This is a genomic window from Sediminibacillus dalangtanensis, assembly GCF_017792025.1.
Classification (GTDB): domain Bacteria; phylum Bacillota; class Bacilli; order Bacillales; family Amphibacillaceae; genus Sediminibacillus; species Sediminibacillus dalangtanensis.
The window spans coordinates 605,039-628,373 of the sequence record NZ_CP046956.1 but is presented as its reverse complement, the minus strand read 5'-3'; the positions used below and the strand labels follow the sequence as shown (position 1 = coordinate 628,373).

The following is a 23,335-nucleotide window of genomic DNA, read 5'->3' as shown; positions in this document are numbered from 1 at the left end:
CAGGATACAGAGGATGGTAAGAACCATGAACGTCAAGGCAACGGCTTTTTTATGTTTTATTATTTTTGCTGCAATAGTTATTCTCCTTCACCCTCTCTTGCCATTTTCCAACGCACACTTTATCATTATATGGACACTGTGTTGGCTATTCAACAAACAGTTTATTATCATATGTTATTTTGGCAACACAATGATTGAATCTGTTGGATAACAACAAAAAACTTCCGTAGGTATTTTTGGTGAAGACAGATGGCAAGACAAAAAGAAAGGGGATTATTCATGACTGCTTCCAAAATGGATAGAAGAAAAAAATACACGCGAATGGTTTTAAAAGACAGCCTGATGCAGCTGTTAAAGCAGAAACAAATTTCGGCGATTACCGTGAAAGAGCTTTGCGGATTGGCCGACATCAACCGCTCCACCTTTTACTCCCATTACTTTGATCAATATGACCTGCTGGATAAAATAGAAGATGAAATTATTGAAGACATGAAGGGGTATTTAAGCCAGTACGATTTTGAGAAAGAAGAGGAATCTCTCCCGATGATCGAAAAGCTGATTGAATACTTCGCATCCAAGCATGATGTATGCAAGACGCTTTTCAACGAAAAAGTCGATACAACCTTCCAGAAAAAAGTGATGGTGTTCGCACATGGCGTGTTTATGAACCATTGGACAACCAGCAAAAATTTTGAAGAGGACGCTTCGGAATATTTAAGCACATTCATCATCAGCGGAAGCATTCATGTGATAAAAAGCTGGCTGAACAATGACATGGATAAGTCCCCCAAAGAAATGGCTGGGATCATCAATAAGCTTATTAATGGCGGGCTTTTCAGGTAAGAAGAAGTAAATATAGGATATTAAAAACCTAGAGAGTGTGCCTGATCGGCATGACACCCTCATAGGTTTTGGTATATGAATGCCTCATTAAGCCTCGACATCATAACCTTGTTCTTCAACTGCTTCTTTCATCGCTTCAAAAGAAACTTTGGCATCATCATAGGTTACATCGACTTTGCCTGCTTCTAAATCCACTTCAGCTGCTGAAACGCCATCCAGGTTCTTCAGGGCACCTTCCACCGCCATTTTGCAATGGCCACAAGACATGCCTTGAACGTTCAATGTTTTTTCCATGATTCTCACCTCCTTTAAAGGAAAACTTAACTCTCTATAGTTTCGTCCGTTTTAAACGAAGGGAATTCGAAACAACACTTACCGAACTCAACGCCATTGCCGCACCGGCAACCCATGGGGCGAGCAGTCCGACTGCCGCAATGGGAATGCCAGCTGTATTGTAACCGAAAGCCCAGAAAAGGTTTTGCCGGATATTCCGAATCGTCGCATGGCTGATGTTGATTGCTTTCGGCAACAGCAGCAGCTCCCCGCCGAGAATCGTCACATCGGCAGCTTCAATCGCCACTTCCGCACCGGTTCCAATCGCGATGCCGATGTCAGCCGTGACGAGTGCGGGTGCGTCATTGACTCCATCACCGACCATCGCGACCTTTTTACCTTGCAGTTGAATTTCTTTTACTTTATCTGCTTTCTCTTCCGGCAATACTTGGGCGATCACCTGCTCGATTCCTGCCTGTTTCGCGATCGCCCGGGCGGTTCTTTCGTTATCCCCCGTCAACATGATGACATCGATTCCCAACGCTTTTAACTGCTCGATCGCTTCAGGAGCTGTATCTTTCATCGTGTCAGCGACCGCGATACTTCCCCGATAATGGCCATCAATGGCGATTAGCATGGCTGTTTTCCCACTATTCTCGTAATCAACCAAGGTGTTTTCAGCACCTTCTGTGACAACTCCGTGTTGTTCCATCAGCTGGCGGTTCCCCACCACAATGCGTTTCCCGGAAATGGTCGCCTCGATACCATGGCCCGGTATGGCCGTGAAATCTTCCGTCTCGACAAAATCCACTTCTCTTTCTGCTGCATAGGACACGATTGCTTCCGCCAGCGGGTGTTCCGATCCTTTCTCCGCACTTGCCAGCAGCTGCAATGTTTCTTCGTCGCCGGAAAAATCGGTCACCTCCGGTTTTCCTTTGGTGATGGTTCCGGTTTTGTCCAGGACGATTGCTTGTAACTGGTGAGTTCCTTCCAGATGTTCCCCGCCCTTGAACAATATTCCGCTTTCAGCCGCTTTTCCTGTTCCGACCATGATTGAAGTCGGAGTCGCCAAACCGAGGGCACACGGACAAGCGATGACCAGGACAGCAATTGCTGCCACCAAGGCTGGTTCCAATTGGCCGGGTGTCACAAATGCAATCCAGATCAAAAAGGTTATCAGCGCAATCCCGACTACAATCGGCACAAAATAGCCGGAAATCACATCAGCCATTCGTTGAATCGGCGCTTTCGATCCTTGTGCTTCTTCCACTACTTTTATAATCGATGCAAGCGCCGTATCCTTCCCGACTTTTGTTGCTTCCATCTCAATGGAGCCATTTTTATTGATGGTGGAGCCGATCACCTTTGCTCCTGAATCCTTCTCGATCGGAATCGATTCGCCGGTAAGCATCGACTCATCGACAGAAGTCCTTCCTTTCACGACCATACCGTCTACCGGTATCTTTTCCCCTGGTTTGACAACCAGACGGTCTCCCACGATCACTTCTTCCACCGGTATCATCGTTTCGTTTCCGTTCCGGATAACACGGGCTTCTTTTGCTTGTAAGTTGAGCAATTCGGAAATAGCGTTCGTTGTCTGGCTCTTGGCTCTTGTTTCCAGATACTTCCCAAATAAAATCAGGGTGATCAAAATGGCGCTCGTTTCAAAATATAAATGCGGCATATACCCAGGATTGCCAATCGTCCTGACTGCTTCGAACAAGCTGTAAAAATACGCTGCACTCGTTCCCAGTGCGACTAACACATCCATGTTCGCCCCGCCGTTTTTCAGGTTTTTATAGGCACCGACATAAAACTGCCAGCCAATGACAAACTGTACAGGTGTCGCCAATGCGAATTGAAACCAAGGATTCATCAGAATAGCCGGTATATTCATGTTCAATAAATGAACGAGCATCGTCACTAATAACGGAGCAGCCAAGACTGCAGAGATGATCAACTTGGTCTTTTTCTGTTGCAGTTCCTTTTCTTTATGCGTTTGTCTTTCCTCGGATTCTGCCTTTGGTTTTGCGTCATATCCGATTTTGCGTATTTTTTCGATCAAGGCTTGTGGGTCTGTTAGTACAGGGTTGTATTCAACCGTTGCACTTTCTGTTGTCAAATTGACAGCTGCCTGTGAAACCCCTTCCTGCTTATTCAGCACCTTTTCAATTCTGTTGGAACAAGCTGCACAGGTCATTCCGAAGACATCCAAATCAGCTTTTTCCGTCCGGACCCCGTAACCGATATTTTCTATCTTTTCTGTAATGTCTTCCATCGTCGTTTTCTCGGGATCATAATCCAGCGTCGCTTTTTCCGTCGTCAAATTGACTTTTGCTTCTACCCCATCCATTTTGTTCAACGCTTTCTCGATCCGATTCGAACAGGCCGCACACGTCATCCCTGTGACACCAATCGTGGCATGCTTTTCATCACTCATCTTCTACCCTCCTCACTTGGAAAATTGCTTCAGGACACTCATCAGCTCTTCAATCGATTCCTGTCCTTCCCCCTTCTTAATGGCATCGCTGACACAATGGTTGATATGCCGTTCCGTCACCGAAAAACCGACATTCTTCAATGCAGATTGAATTGCACTGATTTGAACTAAAATATCCATGCAATAACGATCCTCTTCCACCATTTTCTGGACACCACGCACCTGTCCTTCTATTCGTTTTAAACGGTTGATGATTTTATCCATTTCATCTTGTGTTCTAGGAGTACTTGGGTGATCATGCAAGAATTTATCTTCCACAACAATCACTTCCCTTTATCTTTTGTGTATACTATACCCCCGTATAGTATACTTAGTCAAATAAAAAGACTGCAAGACCAGTTTACACTGTTCTGTACAGTCTTTTGCATCCTTCCAAAGAAATTAATAAGGATCAGCTTCGTGGCTTTTCTTCACTGCATCTTCAGTCGCTTCGTGCTGCGCTACAGAACCTCGGCCATATTTGGATTCTCCTGCTTTACGGCCGGGAACGTTGCTGGATCCCTGCATTTCCTTCATTTCTTTCATTTTCGCTGCAATGCCTTCCTTTACCCGGCGCCCGTAGTCTTCATCGGCTTGGGTAAAGTGCTCGATCATCGCATCCTGAATTCGTTTATCACATATCGCGAGGGCGTCTGAGAGATTTTTTATTAGCTCGTCGCGCTCCCAGTCTTCAAAGCTGCGATAGGTGTGCCCGGCCTGGCCGTAATTATTGGTACGGTCGATTGGTGCGCTCATTGCCGCAGCATTATACTCGGGTTCATGCGGCGGTGTTTTTGACCCGTCCGCTTCTTGGAAACCGCCGACCATGGAAGGCTCATAGTTAATATGCGGATTGTCACCCGACTCCCGCGGATCACGGGTATCCATTTGGCCGCGCTGCTGGTTCGTCCGAATTCCTGTCTTAGGGGCGTTAACAGGCAGCTTCAAATAGTTTGCCCCTACACGGTAACGCTGGGTATCAGAGTAGGAGAAAGTACGACCCTGGAGCATTTTATCATCCGAAAAATCCATCCCATCGACCAGGACCCCTGTACCGAAAGACGCTTGCTCGATCTCCGCGTGGAAATCCTCGGGATTACGGTCCAGCACCATCCGCCCTACCGGCAGCCACGGAAATTTATCCTCCGGCCAAAGCTTGGTATCGTCAAGCGGATCGAAGTCGAGCTCCGGGTGGTACCCGTCCTCCATGATTTGAACAAACAATTCCCACTCCGGGTATTCTCCGCGCTCAATCGCTTCATACAAGTCCTGGGTCGCATGCCCAACGTTCTTCGATTGAATCTCGTTCGCTTCTTCTTGGGTCAAATTTCGTATCCCTTGTTTCGGTTCCCAGTGGTACTTTACCAGCACTGCTTCCCCTTTATCGTTCACCCATTTATACGTGTTCACCCCTGATCCCTGCATATGGCGGTATGTAGCTGGAATACCCCACGGAGAGAACAGGAAGGTAATCATATGGGTTGCTTCCGGAGTCCGGGAAACGAAATCAAACATCCGCTCGGGACTTTTTATATTGGAAGCCGGATCTGCTTTAAACGCGTGAATCATATCTGGAAACTTCATAGCGTCGCGGATGAAAAAGATTTTTAAATTGTTTCCTACCAAATCCCAGTTGCCGTCTTCCGTGTACATCTTCACGGCAAAACCGCGGGGATCGCGATCCGTTTCCGGAGCGTCTTTCGCCCCTGCTACCGTCGAAAAACGAACCATTAACGGAGTTTTCTTGCCAGCTCCTGAGAACACTTTCGCCCGTGTATATTTCTCAACCGGCTCATCCCCGACTTTTCCATAGGTTTCAAAATACCCAAACGCTCCAGATCCTCTTGCGTGTACGACACGCTCTGGTACCTCTTCCCGGTCAAAATGGGAAATTTTTTCAATGAAGTGGTAATTTTCAAGGGTAGCCGGACCACGATTGCCAATCGTACGGATGTTTTGATTATCAACCACAGGACGGCCCTGGCGCGTGGTCAACGTGTCGCGTTCCACGTCTTTCCCCTTCGATGTATTCTTATCTTTGTTTTCTTCCATACTGAAACCTCCTCAGGTATAGTCACGCTTACCTTTCCTCTTAATGGAGGAGTTTATTCTTTATGTATCTCATTTAAATTTCCGGCTAACTTCATCCAAACCGGCTTCTAAATCTCCCCCAAAAATGAATGACTTATTTTATGAACCCGATTCGGGGCAATGATGCATTTAAAAAAGCTTTCTTTCCATATACCTATCGCCTTTGCAGAGTCTTCAAACTGTTCAACCAAGAGATAAACAAAATTAATCGTATCTATCCTTTTCCAGTTCCTTATAAGCCAATAAAAAATTCTTATATGTTTCTTCCCCAAAACGTCTTTCTTTCATTTCAAAAAAATGTTTAAAAACAATGGCTTTAGCTTCTTTTAATGAACATTCGTTTGCATTTAAAACCAATTTTATATACGATTTAAAATAATTTGGGGTTAGTGATCCTCCATGATTGACGACCATTATGTACCTCCTTTCCGTTTAGAAGATGTAATCACTGTCTTACAGTTTATTTTTAACCATACCGCAAGTAAGGTGGATTAGTTGAAAACAAACAAAGGACTCTCTGAAAAAGTCCTTTGTTTAGGCGGCAGGGAAAACGGTGGTTGGTTCATTCTTCAAGCTTCTTTCTTTTGTGTATCACTTTTCTGTTCTGCAGTTTTACAACCGTTACTTTCATTGGCTTTTGCTTCCTCAATTTCTATACTGCAGCAATCTTTTTTGGGCTTCGAGAACAACTTTTTTAGACCGGACTTTTTTTCCGCCATGATTATCACCTCCCTCAAAGGATTACTTGAACGATAACTCCTGTACTAATGGCAACAACTAATATAGATACCACAAAGGCAACGACTAATTTCTTTTTAAACAGCTTGCTTAATAGAACAACCTCGGGAATACTTGCTCCGGCTCCACCGATTAATAGGGCGATAACCGATCCAATTCCCATTCCCTTACTAACCAAAGCATCTGCAATAGGCAAAATCGCTTCTCCACGAATGTACATCGGAATACCGATAACGGAAGCTATTGGAATCGTCCATGGTTTATCGCCACCTGCATATTTAACGATAAAATCTTGAGGAATGAAATTATGAATAAATGCTCCAATAAAAACTCCAATCAGCAAGAAAGGCAATAGTGGATAAAAGAATGACCATGCATCTTGAAGAGCCAATTTCCACTTAGATGCAGCAATACTGTCACCTTCACTCTTGATTTTTCTGACTGTTACTTCCTTTACTGACTCTTTCAAACCTAAAGCGTTCCAAACAACTCCGATAAGAATGGAAAACATCCCAACGATTACGGCGTAATAAAGTGTTAATTCCCATCCAAGTAATGTCCAAAGTAATATAATAATCACTGGATTCAAGAGAGGTGAAGCAATCAAGAATGACATGGACGGACCAAATGGTGCTTTAGAAGTTAATAATCCCGCCAAAATTGGTATCGTGGAGCATGAACAAAAAGGAGTCAAAGCACCCAGCCCTGTTCCATATAGGTAACCACTCCATTTATTTGGGCGGTCGAGCACCCTTTTAATTTTATCTTCTGTAACCTTTCGCTGTAACCAGCTCACCAAGAAGCTAATCAAAATAAATAACACTGTTAATTCAATAAAAAGCGTAAGAAAGTTTTTTAAAAACTGCATAAAATGGTCCATTTTCTCCTCCTCATTCCTTCTGTTAATATCAAAAAAAATTGATTTATAAATCAAAATTATTTGATGTTTTGCTTAAAAAATTTTTTTCAGGGTGAAAAATAAACATAACTCTTCTGACAGCTGCCCCCTTTCTTTCCTCTTCCGTTAAACGGTGATAATTCCATGTTTTGATCTTTTCTCTTTTCATTAGATTGGCATTTGATTGCGACAAACCAACCCTGGCATTTCGCTTCGTATGTAAGGAACATTTCTGGCCCATAGGTTTATAATCTTTGCATATCATGATAGTACACTTTCTTTCATCAATTTTTCTTGATATATAGCTATTGTATTATTCAGTATTTCAAAACGCAACCTTTTTAATCAAATTAATTTGATTATTATTTCATCCCCGTCTTTTCTTTCCGAATAAACATTGGCTGAGCAAAATATAAGTTTTCAATCTTATAATCCCTATCCCCGGAAAATTTTTGATTCTTAAATTTCATGCCTTGCAGTGAGGACGACATTGCGATTGGCACCTGCATCGATTCATTTCAAAAGAGCCTGGGACAAAAGCATCGCGACCTAAATGAAAACCGAACGATTCCACATTTCGTTTCGGTTTTTTGAACAAAAAGCAAAACGTTCTATCCTATGAAAAGTGCAACTTCCCACTCCGGCAAGGTACTTCGCTTTCCGCGGGCACGGCTTCCGTTAACTTGGCAAAGAATACCGCTTTGCCATGTGGATCTTCAGCTCGCGCTCATCCCGCTGAAGTCTGCGTACCTTTCTCCGTTGGATAGAGATACCTTCTCTTCTGGTGTGTTTTTCGTTTTGCCTATTGCCGTTATGGATAGAAAGCGAAGCCGTATGGAAACCAGGATTACTTCTTTTTCCTATTTATGCTATTGTCCAATTTTTAAAGAATAAAGGAATCCCCATGCTGATCTTTCGTCTTCTTCCCTGTTTAGATACTTATCAGCTAATAGAAGAATACGGTTCATCTTGTCTTGATCGTGTGGAAATCAGACAACGAAAACGTAGCGAAGGAAATACGGAGAATCCTACGGGAACAGCACGAGCTGAAAATCCCGCAAGAAAGCGGTTGGTGCTTTCGGAGGAAGTTGAAGCCGTGCCCGTGGAACGCATAGTAACTAGTCGTAGCGATTCGAAGCACGCATCAAACAACAGAATAAAAGGAGAGCATACAACGAAAAACCGAACGAATTTGATTGGCAGTTAGCATTCGCTCGGTTTTTGCTATGGTGGCCATGCTTTTGTCCCGGCCTCTTAATGATACAGTCGGTCCTGACCGTTTACTACTTGTTTTGATCGATCTTCATCCCGATGAATTTTATTTCGGTCATGTCTTCGATGGCATATTTTACGCCTTCTCTTCCAACACCGCTTTGCTTCACTCCGCCATACGGATGATTATCCTGCCTGTATGTGGAAATTTCATTAATCCAGACCCCGCCCATTTCTAGTCGATCGGCAACGCGCATCGCCCGGTTGATATCTTTGGTGAAAACACCGGCCTGCAGGCCATAGATGGAATTATTGGAGTAGCGGATTACTTCTTCCTCTGTTTTAAATGGAATGACCGACACAATGGGAGCGAATACTTCCTGGGCGATGATTTTCATGTTTTCGTCCACGTTGCTCATGAGCGTCGGGGCCAAAACCGCTCCGTTTTGTTCACCGCCGACCTCGATTTTCGCTCCTTTTTCTACTGCGTCGTCAATCCACTGCTTGGCCCGTTCAGCCTCTTCTTCATTGATCATCGGACCAATGTCCGTATTTTCATCGAGCGGATCACCAATGCGCAATGCATTAATTTTTTGGATATAGGACGTAAGGAAAGTATCATAAATCTGTTGATGCACGTAAATCCGTTGGGCGGAAATGCACACCTGGCCGGAAAAGGCAAAAGCTCCTTTTACCAGCTCTGTAGCAGCATCTTCGATGTCGGCGTCCTCAAATAAGATGTTCGGGGAATTGGAACCGAGCTCTAACGTGACTTTTTTAAACCCTGCTGTTTCCCTGATATTCTTACCTACTGCAAGACTGCCGGTAAAGCTGATTTTATGGACATGGTTATGCGTTACCAGAGGGGCACCAACTTCCTCACCAGTACCGATGAGTAAATTGATGACTCCGTCCGGCAATCCCGCTTCCTGGAACAGCTTTACAAGCTTATAGGCTGAAACCGGCGTTTTTTCCGCCGGCTTGAACACAACTGTGTTGCCTGCTGCCAGTGCCGGGGCGAGTTTATGAAGCGAAAGGTTTAAGGGAAAGTTAAACGGTGTGATAGCCCCCACCACTCCCAACGGCTCACGCTTTACCAGCCCGATTCGATGCTGGCCGCCGATCGCGGCATCCATCGGTAACACTTCTCCGGTAATATTTTTGGCTAACTCAGAAGCGAAACGGAGAACCTGGATAGAACGCTCGACTTCCCCACGGCTATACTTAATCGGTTTTCCTGCTTCCTTGCTGATCGTGGTTGCAAATTCCTCCGTTTTCCCCTCTAACAAATCGGCCGTTTTCCGTAAAATATCCGCGCGTTCATGCGCCGGCATACCCTTCATCACAGAATGAAACTTCTCGAAGCTGCTGATTATCGCGTCTTCGAGGTCTTTCTTTGCAGCAAGCTTTAACTCCGCAACTTTTTCGTTGTCAAAAGGATTGTACACTGTCATTGTCTGCCGGTTAGCTTCTATTCTTTCTTGCCCATTGATAATCGACCCAATTTTCATCATAAGATGCCCTCCGTTCAGCAAATGATATTTCCCAGCTTTTCTGTAAGCTTCATGTTTTCCCGGTAATCGACCGGGCAATCGATTAGTACGGATTTATTCAACGATAATGCTTTTTTAAGGATTGCTTGCAGTTCGTCTGTCTTTTCAACTTTCATTGGTTCGAAACCATAGGATGCGGCTAATTGTCCAAAGTCGGGGTTGCCGAATTTAATATGAGAGGAACGGTTAAAAGCTTTCATTTGGTGCCATTCAATCAAACCGTATCCTTCATCCCGCCATAAAAGGACCACTATTGGTACATTCAACCGTTTGGCGGTCTCCAACTCTGCGCTGGTCATTTGAAAGGAACCATCACCGCAGACAGCCACCACCTGACGTTCCGGGTACACCAATTTTGCAGCAATGGCACTCGGAACAGCGACTCCCATGGATGCCAGGCCATTCGAAATTAAACACGTATTCGGTTGATAGCTATGATACATCCTGGCCATCCACATTTTGTGGGCACCTACATCAGAGATGACAATACTGTCTTTAGCTAAAACCGAGCGTAAATCAGCAATTATTTTTTGTGGTTTGACGGGAAATTCTTCATCGTTTTGAAATGATTCCAGTTCGCTGATGGCCTTGCTGCGAACGTGGGAGACCCACGTTAAGTCTCTTGCTTTTTCCGAAAGTGCTGCTTTTATATTGGTGATATTTTCTTGCATATTTCCGACCACCTGTAATCGAACAGGATAGCAAGCATCGATTTCCGCTTCCCGGGTATCAATGTGCAGGACAGGAGTTTTTCCTTCAGGATTCCAGCTTTTGGGTGAATACTCCGCCATGTCAAAGCCGACAGCAATAATCAAGTCCGCTTCACCCAATCCGCAGGTAATATAATCATCACCGCCGATTCCAGCGGTCAGCAAGCTGTGCTCATCGGTCCATGGCACTGCACCCTTTCCCATGAAAGTATGTACAACCGGAAGATTTGCCTTCATTACCAGAGACCTTAACGCTTCAGCGGCCTTTCCCCGTGTCACCCCGTTTCCTGCTAAAATTAGTGGGTGCTTCGCTTGTTCTATCATGTCGGCCGCCTCATTGATCACTGGTTCATCCGCTTCTGTAAGGTTGTGCGGAACCACATTTAGCGGGGAGGTGTCTACTTCCATTCCGGCAACATCCTCCGGAAGTTCGATATGCGTTGCACCGGTTTTTTCCTTTGTAGCAACGTGAAAGGCCTTCCGCACAACCTCCGGAACAATGTCGGGCGTTTTTATCTGTGTATTCCATTTCGTCACTTTTTCATACACCGAAACCATGTCGTAGTATTGGTGGGAAACCTTGTGCTGACGGTCAATCCCTGCCTGCCCTGTAATCGCCACGATCGGACACAGGTCCATGTTGGCATTGGCGACACCGGTCAACAAATTGGTTGCCCCTGGACCAAGCGTGGCCAAACAGACGCCTGGTTTCCCTGTAAGCCGGCCGTATGCTCCTGCCATAAAAGCTGCACTCGTTTCATGCCTTGTCAAAACAAATTGAATCGTTGAATCATGGAGAGCATCCATCACATCGATATTTTCTTCTCCTGGCACGCCAAAAATATATTCGACACCTTCCTGCTCCAAACACCTTATCAATAGTTCTGCTGCTTTCATATACTGCCCCTTCTTCCGCTTAAGAAATATCATTCACACTTTTCGGATGTATCGCCGATTGATAAATATCTTCCAACGACCATGTCCTGCCTTGTTCATCCCGATAAACAATGTGCTCTCTCATGAACTTGGTCGGTGTGTCCAATCCTGCTGCCGCAGCCAATCTGAAAAGGCCTTTGCGCATGGTGATGACATAGTTTGCCGTCCGCCACTTTTTCTCTTCGATTACGAGCCCTTTCTGCAATTCTGGATCTGTCGTGGCGACGCCGACCGGACAGGAATTCGATTGGCATTGCAACGCCTGGATACACCCGACTGTGATCATGAAGGCTCTGGCGATATTGACGAGATCTGCCCCCATGGCCAGCGCGATGGCAACCCGGTCTGGCGAAAACATCTTTCCCGAAGCGATAATTTTCAGGCTGTCCCGCACCCCGTATTTCCGAAGGGCATGATCAACCACCGGCAACGCCGACCGAATCGGCAAGCCCACGCTGTCCGCTAATTCCTGGTACGATGCTCCTGTACCGCCCTCCCCGCCATCCACCGTGATGAAATCCGGCCCCATACCTGTTTCCTTGATTGCTTTGGCAAGGTCATCAGCCTCCTCCCGGCTCCCGATTACCACCTTCATGCCGATAGGCTTTCCGGTATGTTCGCGAACCTTTTCCATAAATTCAAACATGGAAGGAAAATCACTGAACTCTCGAAAACGATTGGGACTGTCGATCGACTTATAAGGTTCTACCATTCTTATCTTGGCAATTTCTTCGGTCACTTTCTCCCCGTCGACATGTCCGCCTCGTGTTTTTGCACCTTGGGCCAATTTCAATTCGAACGCTTTCACTTCCGGAATGTTGCTTTTTTCCAGCAATGCATCCCAGCTGAATTTCCCTTCTCTATCCCTGACTCCAAATAATCCGGGGCCGATTTGCATGATAATATCTACACCACCCTTTAGATGATAGTCAGAAATCCCGCCTTCCCCTGTATTCATCCAGGTACCTTTTGCGATTCCCAATCCTTCCGACAGGGCGGTAATGGCCCGCTCGCCTAAAGAACCATAACTCATTGCAGACATACCAATCTGACCTCTCACCCTGAACGGATGCCTCGTATTTTCTCCGATCACAATCGCATCATTTTCTTCCAATAAATAAACAGGAGATTCATCTCTTTCTAATCGTTCTTCCCTTTGGGCAAACAAAGGTTCGTTAATCAACAGATAACGCTCAGTCGTGACTTTCGTTTCTTTATCCATCTTTAATTCTTCTGTCAGGTAAGGGAACATCGAATTCCGGATATAGTAGCCAGGCTCATCAAAATCACGCTGCGATCCAAATCCGATCACATCCCGCTTGTACTTCGCCTTTTTCACGACATTCTGATAGTCGTTCCGCGAAAAAGGCTTCCCCTCCCGGTTGTTATTGAATAAATATTGCCGCAGCTCGGGTCCGATGCTTTCCAAAAAATATCGGACTCTCCCGATTAATGGATAGTTACGAAGAATAGGATGTTGTTTTTGCCTCTTATCCACTCTGTATAAAAAGATTCCAAGAACCAGGAGCACAATAATAAATAACGTACAGGCGATAAATCCGATGACCGTAAAAATGTTTGCAATGTTCACATACCATTCCTCCTGCAAAGTCACTATTGGTAGTATGAGCGTTTGGGCGTATATTATGTTCGGATGTGTTGATGAACGGAATAGTCAATATGAGCGAATGCTCTGGGGATAATTTAAAGAAGATTTTTGCACACAAAAAAGCCTGCCACTCCTTGAATAGGTCGAGTTCAACCTAAAAGAGCGGCAGGCAGTCAGCCACATTTCCTTCTCTATCGACACGCATGTTTTCATTCAGTAGTCTTTTACGACTCTTGATTATAGATGGGCTAATGTATCCTTTTAACGAATCTATTTGACAAAGAGTCTAATTAGACTATAATGAAGAAGTGATAATAGTCTAATTAGACTCTTTCCATCGCACGAATATTTCTTTGCCACATCCATGCATATAAGGGCTAAAAAATAGACATTATTTAGCGAGAAGCGGAACCATCTCATCTTAACTATCCTAAGAAAGGTTGAAAACAATGAAATCATTTTTAATGCTAGGCCAGTCCAATATGGCTGGTCGAGGATTCATTCATGATACAACTCCCATTTATAATGAAAGAATAAGTATGCTGCGTAATGGAAGGTGGCAGATGATGACCGAACCGGTCAATTATGACCGACCTGTGGCCGGCATAAGTCTGGCAGGATCATTTGCAGAAGCCTGGTGCCGGCAAAATCCAGAAGATGCCATCGGCTTAATACCTTGTGCCGAAGGAGGAAGCTCACTGGATGAATGGGCTGTGGATGAAACTCTTTTCAGACACGCACTAAGCGAAGCAAAATTTGCCATGGAGACTAGTGAATTAACAGGCATTCTATGGCATCAAGGAGAAAGTGATAGTATAAACGGCAACTATAAGGTCTACTACGATAAATTGCTTTTGATTGTCGAGACGCTTAGAAAAGAGCTGGATGCTCCGGAAATTCCCCTTATCATTGGTGGCTTAGGAGATTTCTTAGGCAAAAAAGGATTTGGAAAGCACTGCACGGAGCATCAACTTGTCAACGAAGAGCTGCAACGATTTGCTTTTGAACAAGCTAATTGTTACTTTGTCACAGCTTCCGGTTTAACTTCTAATCCCGATGGTATTCATCTTGATGCAGCTTCACAAAGAAAATTTGGTCTGCGATATTTTGAAGCCTTTCGCAATGAGCAACATGTCTTAAAACCATTAAATAATGAGAACGGATTAATCAATCGTAAGCCAAGAGCCCATACAAAAGCGGAAAAGATATATATTAAAAGTATGGATTTGGCAATGGGAAGAATATCCTATGAGGAATTCGAGTCATCCTTGGCACAAATCAACAATCGTTGATTCCATGGTGATTGTTCTGAGGAATTTAAAGGAGGTATTTTTTTGATACCGTTACTGATTTTAGGCTTATTGAAACAAAATCCCGGTTCATACGGATACGAATTGCTTGCCTTGATGAAAGAGAGACACTATCAATATGTAGTGAATTTCACGAAGGGTTCCTTCTACTACAATCTTCAACAGCTGGAAGAAAAACATTATATTGAAAAAGTCGATCAATTAGACAACACGCGAGAGAAACGCAATTATATCATCACGGAACTAGGGGATGAAGAATTTGATAGATTGATGGTCAAGTATGGATCAAAGACAGATTATATAAATTTATCATTTTATGCCGCCATGTTGTTTGCAGATGAGTATGATAGCAAAGAACTGGCAAAACTTATTGAAATACAAATCGAGCAAACGAAAAAGAAAATCTCCTTGATAGAGCAATCGCTAACAACTTTCGATGAAAAGAACCATTTCAAGAAGTTACTGGAGAATTCACGTTCCCATCATATCGTGAATGTTAAATGGTTTGAAGAATTATTAATGGATATAAAGGAATAAGTCAATCCCATTAAGAAAACCAGGAAAGCCCTCCCAGTTCTTTGAGTCTGGTTCAGCCTAATGGCAGTGCTAAAGTAATCGCTACGGTCGACCACTGCGCTTTTGATGGGGATTGCTCCAGCTAACTTGATTAAGAAGCTCCCTTCATCAAGTGGATCTTCAGCTCGCCCTGTTCCCTAGAAGTCTCCGTGGTCGGCCTCCGCTATAGGGGTGTGCTGCAATGTTTTTGTTAGGGATAATTTGCAAAGACCCCCGCGGAATACGAGTATCTCCCCAAAGCGGCGTGGTCATAATCCTTTTCAAAAGTAAGTTTTCCTTATCGTAATTTTATACTATTTTATCTTTTAAAGATGCCTGCCACTCCTTGAATACGTCGCACTCGACATACAAGAGTCGCAGGCACTGCCAGTCAGTCAGCTTTGTAAATCATTTTGCCTTCTTTATCAATAGCTTTCTTAGATTCCTGTTAGAGACAGAATCATAATGGACAAGGTCAAAAAAATAAGGCAAAGGATATTCCTCGTTCAGTAAATCAGTCAATTTATATACGGTTTTTATATTATTTATTAATCATATCACTTAACTTAGAAGTTTGTTCTTCTGATAATTTAAATACTTTTATTTTACTATTGGAATCTTTTCCGTAAGAAATATAACTTTGTTCTTCTTCATTACCTATTTGCAGTCTCATTGAATCAGCTTCATTATTGGTATAGATAAGTTCTATTGTATAATTAGATACTATTCCTCTATCCTGATTTTCTTCCTTAACCCTTGTACCATTTTGTATGATATTTGCAAAATCTTGGACGCCTTGACCACTTCTTAATGTTGTAATAATGTTTTCATCTTCAAAAGTTTCAAGATTACCTTCATAAACAGTTACTTCTTTTAGTGCTCTTCCCTCTATTGCATTATTTGCATCATTTTTCCCCTCTTGGCATCCTACTATCATCATGAAAGGTAACACCATAAACAAAATTAATGTACGTTTCATCAGGTATCCCCATCCTAAATTATTTTTCCTTTATTATAACGGAAATAGAGGGATTGTTGTTTTGTTTACAAATTTTTATTGAAGTAACGTACCTGAACCTCTATCCCAAGTATCGATGATACAACGTCTTTGCCTCTGATATATCCTTTGTACCATGGACCAGCACCCGTCCATCCTGAAAGATGACAAGCCGGAAACCTCCAATTGAAAAAGAAAGTAAATAGGGATTTTGTGAAACCTTGCCTTCTTGTCTTGATAATCGCTCCGCCAACTCATTCAAGTCTCTGTTCTTCTGCTTTGAAGGACGAATTTGCACCGTATCCCGGCCACACAAAACAGCTGTTTTCGTCTGGTTGGAATACGACAGAAAAGGATAGGAAGGCGTTTGACCGCAAGATGGACAATCTTCCTTCTTCAACTTATCGACTTGAATGGCTGTATGCTGGTTTTTCCATAAATCAAAGGAGACAAGTTTTTTCCGCAACGATTGCTTGTCTTCTACTAATATCTTTAACGCCTCTGTCGTTTGATACGCGACAACCATTTGGACAGCCGGACTAATGATGCCTGCCGTATCGCAGGTTACCCCTCCCATTGGCACAGTCTCCAGCAGACAGTGCAAACAAGGTGTCTCTCCCGGCAAAATCGTATAGCTAATTCCATAGCTTCCTACACATGCTCCGTATATCCATGGAATACGATATTTTTGGGCTATGTCGTTTACAATCAGACGAATATCAAAATTATCAGTGGCATCGATTATTAAATCAACCTTTTCAATCAATTGCTCTATCTCCTCGACTGACACATCCAGCACCATGGCTTCAATTGTAACCGAAGAATTAATCGATTGAAGACGTTTTTCTGCTGCCACAGCTTTTGGCAACCGTTGCTGTGCGTCTTCTTCCGCATATAACTGCTGTCTCTGGAGATTGCTCCATTCCACGTAATCCCGATCAGCAATCGTCAGCTTTCCAACTCCTGCGCGGACAAGTGCTTCGGCGGCTCCCGTACCCAGGGCTCCTGCACCAATTATTAACACATGCTTGCTGCTAATTTTATCCTGTCCTTCTTTCCCGATTGGTGTGAACAATTCCTGGCGAGAATAACGCTCACTCAAGTACACTCAATCCTTCCATTGGACTGCTTGCTGTGGCGTATCGTTTTTTCGGAATACGTCCTGCTTCATATCCCAATCTCCCAGCTTCAATCGCCATTTTCATTGCCTCTGCCATCTTCACAGGATCTCCGGCACCAGAAACAGCAGTATTCAACAGTACTCCATCCGCCCCCATCTCCATTGCGATCGCCGCATCTGAAGGTGTCCCAATACCAGCATCAACAATTACAGGTACATTGGATTGTTCGATGATAAAACGAAGATTCAATGGATTCACAATACCTTGCCCGGACCCGATCGGAGATGCCCCGGGCATAATGGCATGACAGCCTAATTCTTCTAACCGTTTCGCTAACAGAACATCATCCGAAGTATACGGAAGTACAATAAAGCCTTCATCTAATAACATTTCCGCTGCTTTTAGCGTTTCTATCGGATCCGGCAGGAGTGTTTTTTGATCACCGATCACTTCTACTTTAATCATGTCACATAATCCAGAAGCCTTTGCCAGTTTCGCAGTACGGACGGCTTCTTCCGCTGTCTTGGCCCCTGCGGTGTTTGGAAGCAGTGTATATTTTTCCACATCAATTTTTTCAAGAAAATTGGGCTGGCCAGCCTCAAAAATATTCATTCTGCGGACAGAAAAAGTCAGGATATCTGCATCTGAAACTTCTACTGCTTTCTTTTGCACATCAAAGTCCGGGTATTTACCTGTCCCTAACAAAAGTCTTGAAGAAAATTCGTAATCACCTATTTTGAGCATCATCATCCGCCTCCTACAAAGTTTACAATTTCAATTTTGTCCCGGTCAGAGAGCCTCGTATCTGCATGTGCATTCTTTTCTAATATGTTCTGATTCAGTTCCACAATCACAACCTTTTCCCCAATTCCGAAGTACTCTAATAATGATGAAACAGTGGCAATAGTATCCGGAACTTCTACCATGTCACCATTGATAATTAACTCCATCCATAATCCTCCTCGTTAAAGCGTTTTCTCAAGGTGGCGATCAATCCGGAAAGCACGTAAGTCTGCTGACAGCGGTTCTCGATCTACTAATCTAGCGATCAGTTCGCCAGTAATAGGAGAAAGCAAAATGCCATTACGGAAATGCCCTGTTGCCACAAACAATCCTTCGTACGCTGGATGCTCCCCTAAATAGGGAAGGCCATCTGAAGTTTGCGGCCGAATTCCAGCCCAGGCTTTTTCCCACTCTGCATGTACGATGTCCGGAACCAGTTTCTTCGCCTTTTCCATCAGATAAGAAATCCCACCCACTGTTACGGTTTGATCAAAGGTATTTGGTTGGACTGTAGCCCCTACCAGAAGGCGACCGCCTTTTTTGGGTACCAGATAACAGCTATGAGAAAAAATCGTTCCAGTCAGTAATGGTCGATGGGTGACTACGGAAAAGCACTCCCCTTTTACAGGATAAGTGTTAAAGGGAATTTCCGAATCAGGCAATAGGGATTCACTCCATGCCCCTCCCGTCAGAATCACCTTGTCACTCTCAAAGTTCCCTTCACTTGTCCTTACTCCTGCTATTTTTCCATTATCAAAAAGAAAAGAGGAAACTTCCGTAAACTCCCTTATTTCCACCCCCAGGACTGCAGCTGCTTTCAAAAAACCAAGTGTTACTTGCGGTGCTGACACCTGCCCATCTTTTGCTATATACATCGCCCCCCGGATGGCTGTTGATAAGCCTGGCTCTCTTCTGCTTACTTCCTTTTGACTCATCCATTCCGCTTGCTCTCCCGCCCTGGTTTGGCTCTCGATTATTTGCTTAAAACGATATTCCTCCTCTTCTGTTAAGGCCACTTTGTACATCCCTTTATTGCTTAATTCAATGTCTATTCCAGTTAACTCTTTTATTTCCTTTGCAAGCATAGGAAACTTCGACCTGCTTTTCTTTGCCAAGTGGAATAAGGGCCCATCTTCCTCCAGTTCAGCCTGCGCCGCCAGCATCCCTGCTGCCGCTCCAGAAGCTTTGCTTGCCAGACGGTCCTTTTCCAGCAAAAGGACTTTTTTGCCCCTTTTTGCAAGGTTATACGCTACAGAACCCCCATTGACCCCTCCGCCAATCACAATACAATCGTACTTATCAGGCATTACAAAGTCCTCCTTTCCGCTTAGCACTTCCTATCTAAACTTGTTTGAGATAGAAAGTCGGGAAACATATTCTTTCACTTTCCCCAGAGGCTGGTTCGCCTCCAAAACACCCGACATCACAGCTACCCCTTTCGCACCAGCTTCCATCACCTCGTTTACATTGCCAGGTTTGATTCCTCCTATCGCTATCACCGGCATAGAGACAGACGATGAAACTGACCGTAATTGTTCCACTCCTCGTGGTGCTGATCCTGGTTTGGACTGGGTGGGAAAAACATGGCCAAAGAATGCATAATCAGCACCTTGCTTTTGAGCAGAAATTGCTTCCTCTAGGGAATGAACGGAACAACCAACGCGTAAATCAGGGAAATTTTCCTTCACTGGGCCGATCGGTAAAGAATGATACGCTAAATGAACACCGCAGAGCTTCATCACATGGGCAACGTCTAACCGGTCATTTACGATGATTTTAGAAGCGGGTACTTGACTGTCTAGTAACAATTCAATCAGTTGATAGATTTCCTTAGCCGTTTTATGCTTCTCACGTATATGAAGGGCCGTTATGTAGGGATGTATGTCCCCTGCGATTTCGGCTAATTTTTCTGGTCGTTGATTTCCGGTTGAAACGATATGCAGTTCTCCCTTCCCCATAATCCTCCCCCCCTCTTGGATAGCGCTGTCTTTAATGAACTGCGGCCGCCTTCTTCATATTCGTGCTATTTTCATCGCTTCGCGGGACGCAAAAAGGCCACCCGGATATAGGGGTGGCCTTTTAGTCAATATATTATAAACAGTCATAATATAAAAGTTTCAATCCCACTTCCCTACGCTGGTATTTCCCAGATCAGGTTCAAAGGGTCCAGAATACTATCTGTCTCAGCCTTATAAGGCACCCCCAGTGTAAACATATGTGATTTTCATTAAGTATAACATAGGTCTTTTTTCAAGACTAGGATATATGTGTAAATACAGGAAAAGCTCTTTCGGATTCAACAAACCACTCACCACTGATCGCATAACCCTCTATTCATTCAAGAAACGACAGTCACATAGAATGTGTTTCCCATTTCCCGCGTCACAAAAGGACTGATTTTAAATTTGCTTGATTTCATCTCGTTTATTTAGTTGAGTCTCTCTTTTTAAATGTGTAAAGTGCTGCGAGATGCCGTACTAGGTAACACATCACCCTTGAATGAAATCTATAGAAAACCAATGAAGCTCTGATGAAGCGCCTCATTGGTTACTTTGCTAAAGAATTTATAATTCTCTTATTTTGTTCATAATCATCCGCTGCTCGACGGATGCAACCAATCTCCTTGTGCCGGCTACCGTATCCGGGTTCACGCTCACACTGTCGATTCCTTCCTGGATAAGGAATTCTGTGAATTCGGGATACAAGGATGGCCCTTGCCCACAGATTGAGACGCTCTTATTATGTTTATGGGCACCTTGTATTAGCATTTTGATCGCTTTTTTCACAGCAGGATTGCGTTCATCAAAGTAACCCATGGTGTTCAGAATTCCCGAATCCCGGTCGGAACCAAGCACTAACTGGGTCAAATCATTACTCCCGATACTAAATCCGTCAACCATTTTCGCGAATTCTTCCGCTTCGAATATGACGGACGGCACTTCGGCCATAATCCAAATTTTGAATTGCTGATCTTGTATGAGACCTTCCTCTGCCATGATTTCTTTGACTCTCTTTACTTCCCAAGTAGTTCGGACGAAAGGAAGCATGGTCCACACATTTATCAGTCCATAGTCTTCCCGCACTTTTTTTATGGCGCGGCATTCCAGACGGAAACCTTCCTCGTATTCCGGAGATATATAACGGGAAACCCCTCTCCACCCGATCATCGGATTGGCTTCGATCGGTTCTACTTCTTCCCCGCCTTTCAATCCTCTAAATTCGTTGGAACGGAAGTCGCTCAACCTTACTACGACAGGCTTAGGGTAAACGTCTTGCGCCACCTTTGTGATGCCCTCGGCCATTTTATCGATAAATTGCTTTTCTTCGCCATTTCGCAATAGATACATAGGATGGGCGCCGACAAGGTGGGTGAAAATGAATTCTGTACGCATCAGCCCTATTCCATCGAACGGCAGGTCTTTGTATTTTCCGATCAAATCCGGCTCGCCAAGGTTCATGTAAACCTTCGTCCCGGTAATCGGAGCCAGCTGATGAAGATTCATTTGGTCTATAACGGATGGTGTCTGGTTTCTTTCTCTATTTTTTTCGGCTGGTTCCTCTAAAATGCCTTGATAGACGACACCTCGTGTGGCATCCACGGTGACTTCCATTCCTTCCTTCAACACTTCGGTTGCATTGTTGGACCCCACAATACAGGGGATGCCGAACTCTCTGGAAACAATGGCAGCGTGGCAAGTCCGGCCACCTTCATCGGTCACAACGGCTGCAGCTTTTTTCATGGCCGGCATCATATCCGGGTTGGTCATGATGGTTACCAGGATATCCCCTTCCTCCACTTTCGAAATTTCGGTGATATCTTTGATTTTCCTTACCTTCCCACTTCCTGTTCCAGGGGATGCAGCAAGCCCCCGCAAAAGCGCCACTCGTTTTATTTCCACTTGTTCCTTCACAACCGTTTCCTCCTTTTTTAACGTGGTAATCGGCCGAGCCTGTAAAATATATAATTCATTGGTGTCACAATCGATCGCCCACTCAATATCCTGTGGAGAGTGATACATTTTTTCGATTCGCAGTGCATCAGCAGAGAGTCGGCTGATTTCTGTTGCTGTCAGGCATTGTTGCGTTACCAGGTCTTCCCCCAAAAATTCTTTGACGGCGACTTTTGACGTTCCGACTGCTTTCTCGTTTTTGACGACAAGGAAGTTTTTCGTGGCGATATGCTTTTCCAAGACCCTATTATTTTTTTTATCAACGATATATTCGTCAGGGGAGACCATGCCGGAAACGACGGATTCACCCAGCCCCCAGCTGGCGTTGATCATCATCTGGTTATGATTTTCTGTGACAGGATTGGAAGTAAACAGCACACCGGCTTTTTTACTGTTCACCATTTTCTGGACGACAGCGCAAAGAGATACATCGAAGTGGTCGAAATGCTGTTTTTCCCGATAATAAATGGCACGTGCCGTCCACAGGGATGCCCAACACTTTTTAACGTGCCGGATCACTTCCGAAATCCCTTTAATTTCTAAGTACGTATCCTGTTGTCCAGCAAAGGATGCTTCAGGCAAGTCCTCCGCTGTTGCGGAACTTCTAACCGCTACAAACAAGTCATCCACTTGAAGGTTTGATTGAAATGTTGCGTACGCTTCACGAATTTCCTCTTCAATCGCTTTCAGGATATCCGTTTGAAGGATCAACTCCCGGATCAGAGCACTTGCGCTTTGAAGCTGGGCGTTATTCTCCATATCCAGCTGCTTTACCTCTTCGAGTATTTGTTTATCCAGGTTACGTTCCTTAACAAAATCACTATATGCTTCCGCGGTTACACAAAAACCAGGCGGAACCTTGATTCCTCCATTGGTGAGTTCGCCTAAGTTAGCCCCTTTCCCGCCCACCAGCGGAATATCTCCTTTACGGATCTCCTTGAACCAGCGAATGTACCGCTTCTCTGCCATCTACATCTCCTCCAGCTTCATTTTAAAATTAGTATAACATAATTAATTAATTATGTTATACTAATTTTGGTTTTTTTTGGTGATTATGTTTTACAATTAGACAATAGGCTATTGCTGATGTTGCATTTGTTATTTCAAAAGTCAGAGGCTTTTTATAGAGATGCAGCTGAGCTAGGGTTTACATAAAACGAGAGAGAGGCGACCTGGATTCATTATTTAAAGAGGCGCTGTAATCCGGTGTCCGACTTTTTTCTTCTCCATAAAATGAAATCCTTTGGACTTTCCGATTTCCATCTTTTATATAGGAA

The 23,335-nt window shown here is 44.1% G+C and carries 21 protein-coding genes and 1 riboswitch; of the genes, 3 read left to right on the top strand and 18 right to left on the bottom strand.

The features are described 5' to 3' along the window. Positions 1-249: 249 nt before the first annotated feature. Entirely contained in the window at positions 250-843 is a 594-nt protein-coding gene (locus tag ERJ70_RS03360) for a TetR/AcrR family transcriptional regulator (RefSeq protein WP_245208104.1), read from the top strand. Positions 844-930: 87 nt separating this feature from the next. Here the strand turns inward: ERJ70_RS03360 and copZ are convergent, their stop codons facing one another. From copZ to ERJ70_RS03305, 11 genes are all read right to left on the bottom strand, one after another. Then, complete coding sequence (gene copZ / locus ERJ70_RS03355) at positions 931-1,137, bottom strand: copper chaperone CopZ (protein WP_209367160.1); 207 nt, start codon at positions 1,135-1,137, stop codon at positions 931-933. A 34-nt stretch (positions 1,138-1,171) separates the two neighbouring features. Further along, the gene (locus ERJ70_RS03350) at positions 1,172-3,556 is read right to left on the bottom strand and encodes a heavy metal translocating P-type ATPase (RefSeq protein WP_209367158.1); all 2,385 of its coding nucleotides are present in this window, start codon (positions 3,554-3,556) and stop codon (positions 1,172-1,174) included. A 12-nt stretch (positions 3,557-3,568) separates the two neighbouring features. Beyond that, a complete protein-coding gene (locus tag ERJ70_RS03345; RefSeq protein ID WP_209369103.1) occupies positions 3,569-3,820 on the bottom strand; it encodes a metal-sensing transcriptional repressor in 252 nt (83 codons plus the stop codon). A 177-nt stretch (positions 3,821-3,997) separates the two neighbouring features. Then, complete coding sequence (locus ERJ70_RS03340) at positions 3,998-5,647, bottom strand: catalase (RefSeq protein ID WP_209367156.1); 1,650 nt, start codon at positions 5,645-5,647, stop codon at positions 3,998-4,000. Between the two features lie 243 nt (positions 5,648-5,890). Next, on the bottom strand, positions 5,891-6,100 hold the full coding sequence (locus ERJ70_RS03335) for a hypothetical protein (protein ID WP_209367154.1): 210 nt from the start codon (positions 6,098-6,100) through the stop codon (positions 5,891-5,893). Between the two features lie 155 nt (positions 6,101-6,255). Further along, complete coding sequence (locus ERJ70_RS03330) at positions 6,256-6,405, bottom strand: hypothetical protein (protein ID WP_209367153.1); 150 nt, start codon at positions 6,403-6,405, stop codon at positions 6,256-6,258. 14 nt (positions 6,406-6,419) lie between these two features. Then, on the bottom strand, positions 6,420-7,304 hold the full coding sequence (locus tag ERJ70_RS03325) for a permease (RefSeq protein WP_209367151.1): 885 nt from the start codon (positions 7,302-7,304) through the stop codon (positions 6,420-6,422). A gap of 43 nt (positions 7,305-7,347) precedes the next feature. Beyond that, positions 7,348-7,587, bottom strand: a complete 240-nt coding sequence (locus ERJ70_RS03320; protein WP_209367149.1) for a hypothetical protein — start codon at positions 7,585-7,587, stop codon at positions 7,348-7,350. A gap of 1,018 nt (positions 7,588-8,605) precedes the next feature. Then, a complete protein-coding gene (locus tag ERJ70_RS03315; protein WP_209367147.1) occupies positions 8,606-10,048 on the bottom strand; it encodes an aldehyde dehydrogenase family protein in 1,443 nt (480 codons plus the stop codon). Positions 10,049-10,062: 14 nt separating this feature from the next. Beyond that, positions 10,063-11,694, bottom strand: coding sequence for an acetolactate synthase large subunit (locus ERJ70_RS03310; RefSeq protein WP_209367145.1), 1,632 nt, complete (start codon positions 11,692-11,694; stop codon positions 10,063-10,065). Between the two features lie 19 nt (positions 11,695-11,713). Continuing rightward, positions 11,714-13,324, bottom strand: coding sequence for an FMN-binding glutamate synthase family protein (locus tag ERJ70_RS03305; protein WP_209367143.1), 1,611 nt, complete (start codon positions 13,322-13,324; stop codon positions 11,714-11,716). A 467-nt stretch (positions 13,325-13,791) separates the two neighbouring features. On the opposite strand from ERJ70_RS03305, the gene ERJ70_RS03300 reads away from it, so the two are divergent. Both ERJ70_RS03300 and ERJ70_RS03295 read left to right on the top strand, forming a co-directional pair. Continuing rightward, positions 13,792-14,634, top strand: coding sequence for a sialate O-acetylesterase (locus tag ERJ70_RS03300; RefSeq protein ID WP_209367142.1), 843 nt, complete (start codon positions 13,792-13,794; stop codon positions 14,632-14,634). Positions 14,635-14,676: 42 nt separating this feature from the next. Then, positions 14,677-15,189, top strand: coding sequence for a PadR family transcriptional regulator (locus ERJ70_RS03295; protein WP_209367141.1), 513 nt, complete (start codon positions 14,677-14,679; stop codon positions 15,187-15,189). 559 nt (positions 15,190-15,748) lie between these two features. On the opposite strand, the gene ERJ70_RS03290 is transcribed toward ERJ70_RS03295, so the two are convergent. The 7 genes from ERJ70_RS03290 to ppsA form a co-directional block, all read right to left on the bottom strand. Beyond that, positions 15,749-16,186: a hypothetical protein gene (locus tag ERJ70_RS03290; protein WP_209367140.1), complete on the bottom strand. Its 438-nt coding sequence runs from the start codon at positions 16,184-16,186 to the stop codon at positions 15,749-15,751. A gap of 100 nt (positions 16,187-16,286) precedes the next feature. Beyond that, positions 16,287-17,306 carry a thiazole biosynthesis adenylyltransferase ThiF gene (locus ERJ70_RS03285; protein WP_209367139.1) on the bottom strand — a complete coding sequence of 340 codons (1,020 nt, stop codon included), beginning with the start codon at positions 17,304-17,306 and terminating at the stop codon, positions 16,287-16,289. Next, positions 17,299-18,069 carry a thiazole synthase gene (locus ERJ70_RS03280; RefSeq protein WP_209369102.1) on the bottom strand — a complete coding sequence of 257 codons (771 nt, stop codon included), beginning with the start codon at positions 18,067-18,069 and terminating at the stop codon, positions 17,299-17,301. Before ERJ70_RS03280 ends, ERJ70_RS03285 begins: the two co-directional genes overlap by 8 nt. A 2-nt stretch (positions 18,070-18,071) precedes the next feature. Continuing rightward, positions 18,072-18,275 carry a sulfur carrier protein ThiS gene (thiS, locus tag ERJ70_RS03275; RefSeq protein WP_209367138.1) on the bottom strand — a complete coding sequence of 68 codons (204 nt, stop codon included), beginning with the start codon at positions 18,273-18,275 and terminating at the stop codon, positions 18,072-18,074. 15 nt (positions 18,276-18,290) lie between these two features. Beyond that, positions 18,291-19,415, bottom strand: coding sequence for a glycine oxidase ThiO (gene thiO / locus ERJ70_RS03270; RefSeq protein WP_209367137.1), 1,125 nt, complete (start codon positions 19,413-19,415; stop codon positions 18,291-18,293). A 30-nt stretch (positions 19,416-19,445) separates the two neighbouring features. Further along, a complete protein-coding gene (gene tenI / locus ERJ70_RS03265; RefSeq protein WP_209367136.1) occupies positions 19,446-20,066 on the bottom strand; it encodes a thiazole tautomerase TenI in 621 nt (206 codons plus the stop codon). Positions 20,067-20,219: 153 nt separating this feature from the next. Next, positions 20,220-20,322, bottom strand: a riboswitch (TPP riboswitch). Between the two features lie 350 nt (positions 20,323-20,672). Continuing rightward, positions 20,673-23,027, bottom strand: a complete 2,355-nt coding sequence (gene ppsA, locus ERJ70_RS03260; protein ID WP_209367135.1) for a phosphoenolpyruvate synthase — start codon at positions 23,025-23,027, stop codon at positions 20,673-20,675. Positions 23,028-23,335 lie beyond the last annotated feature (308 nt).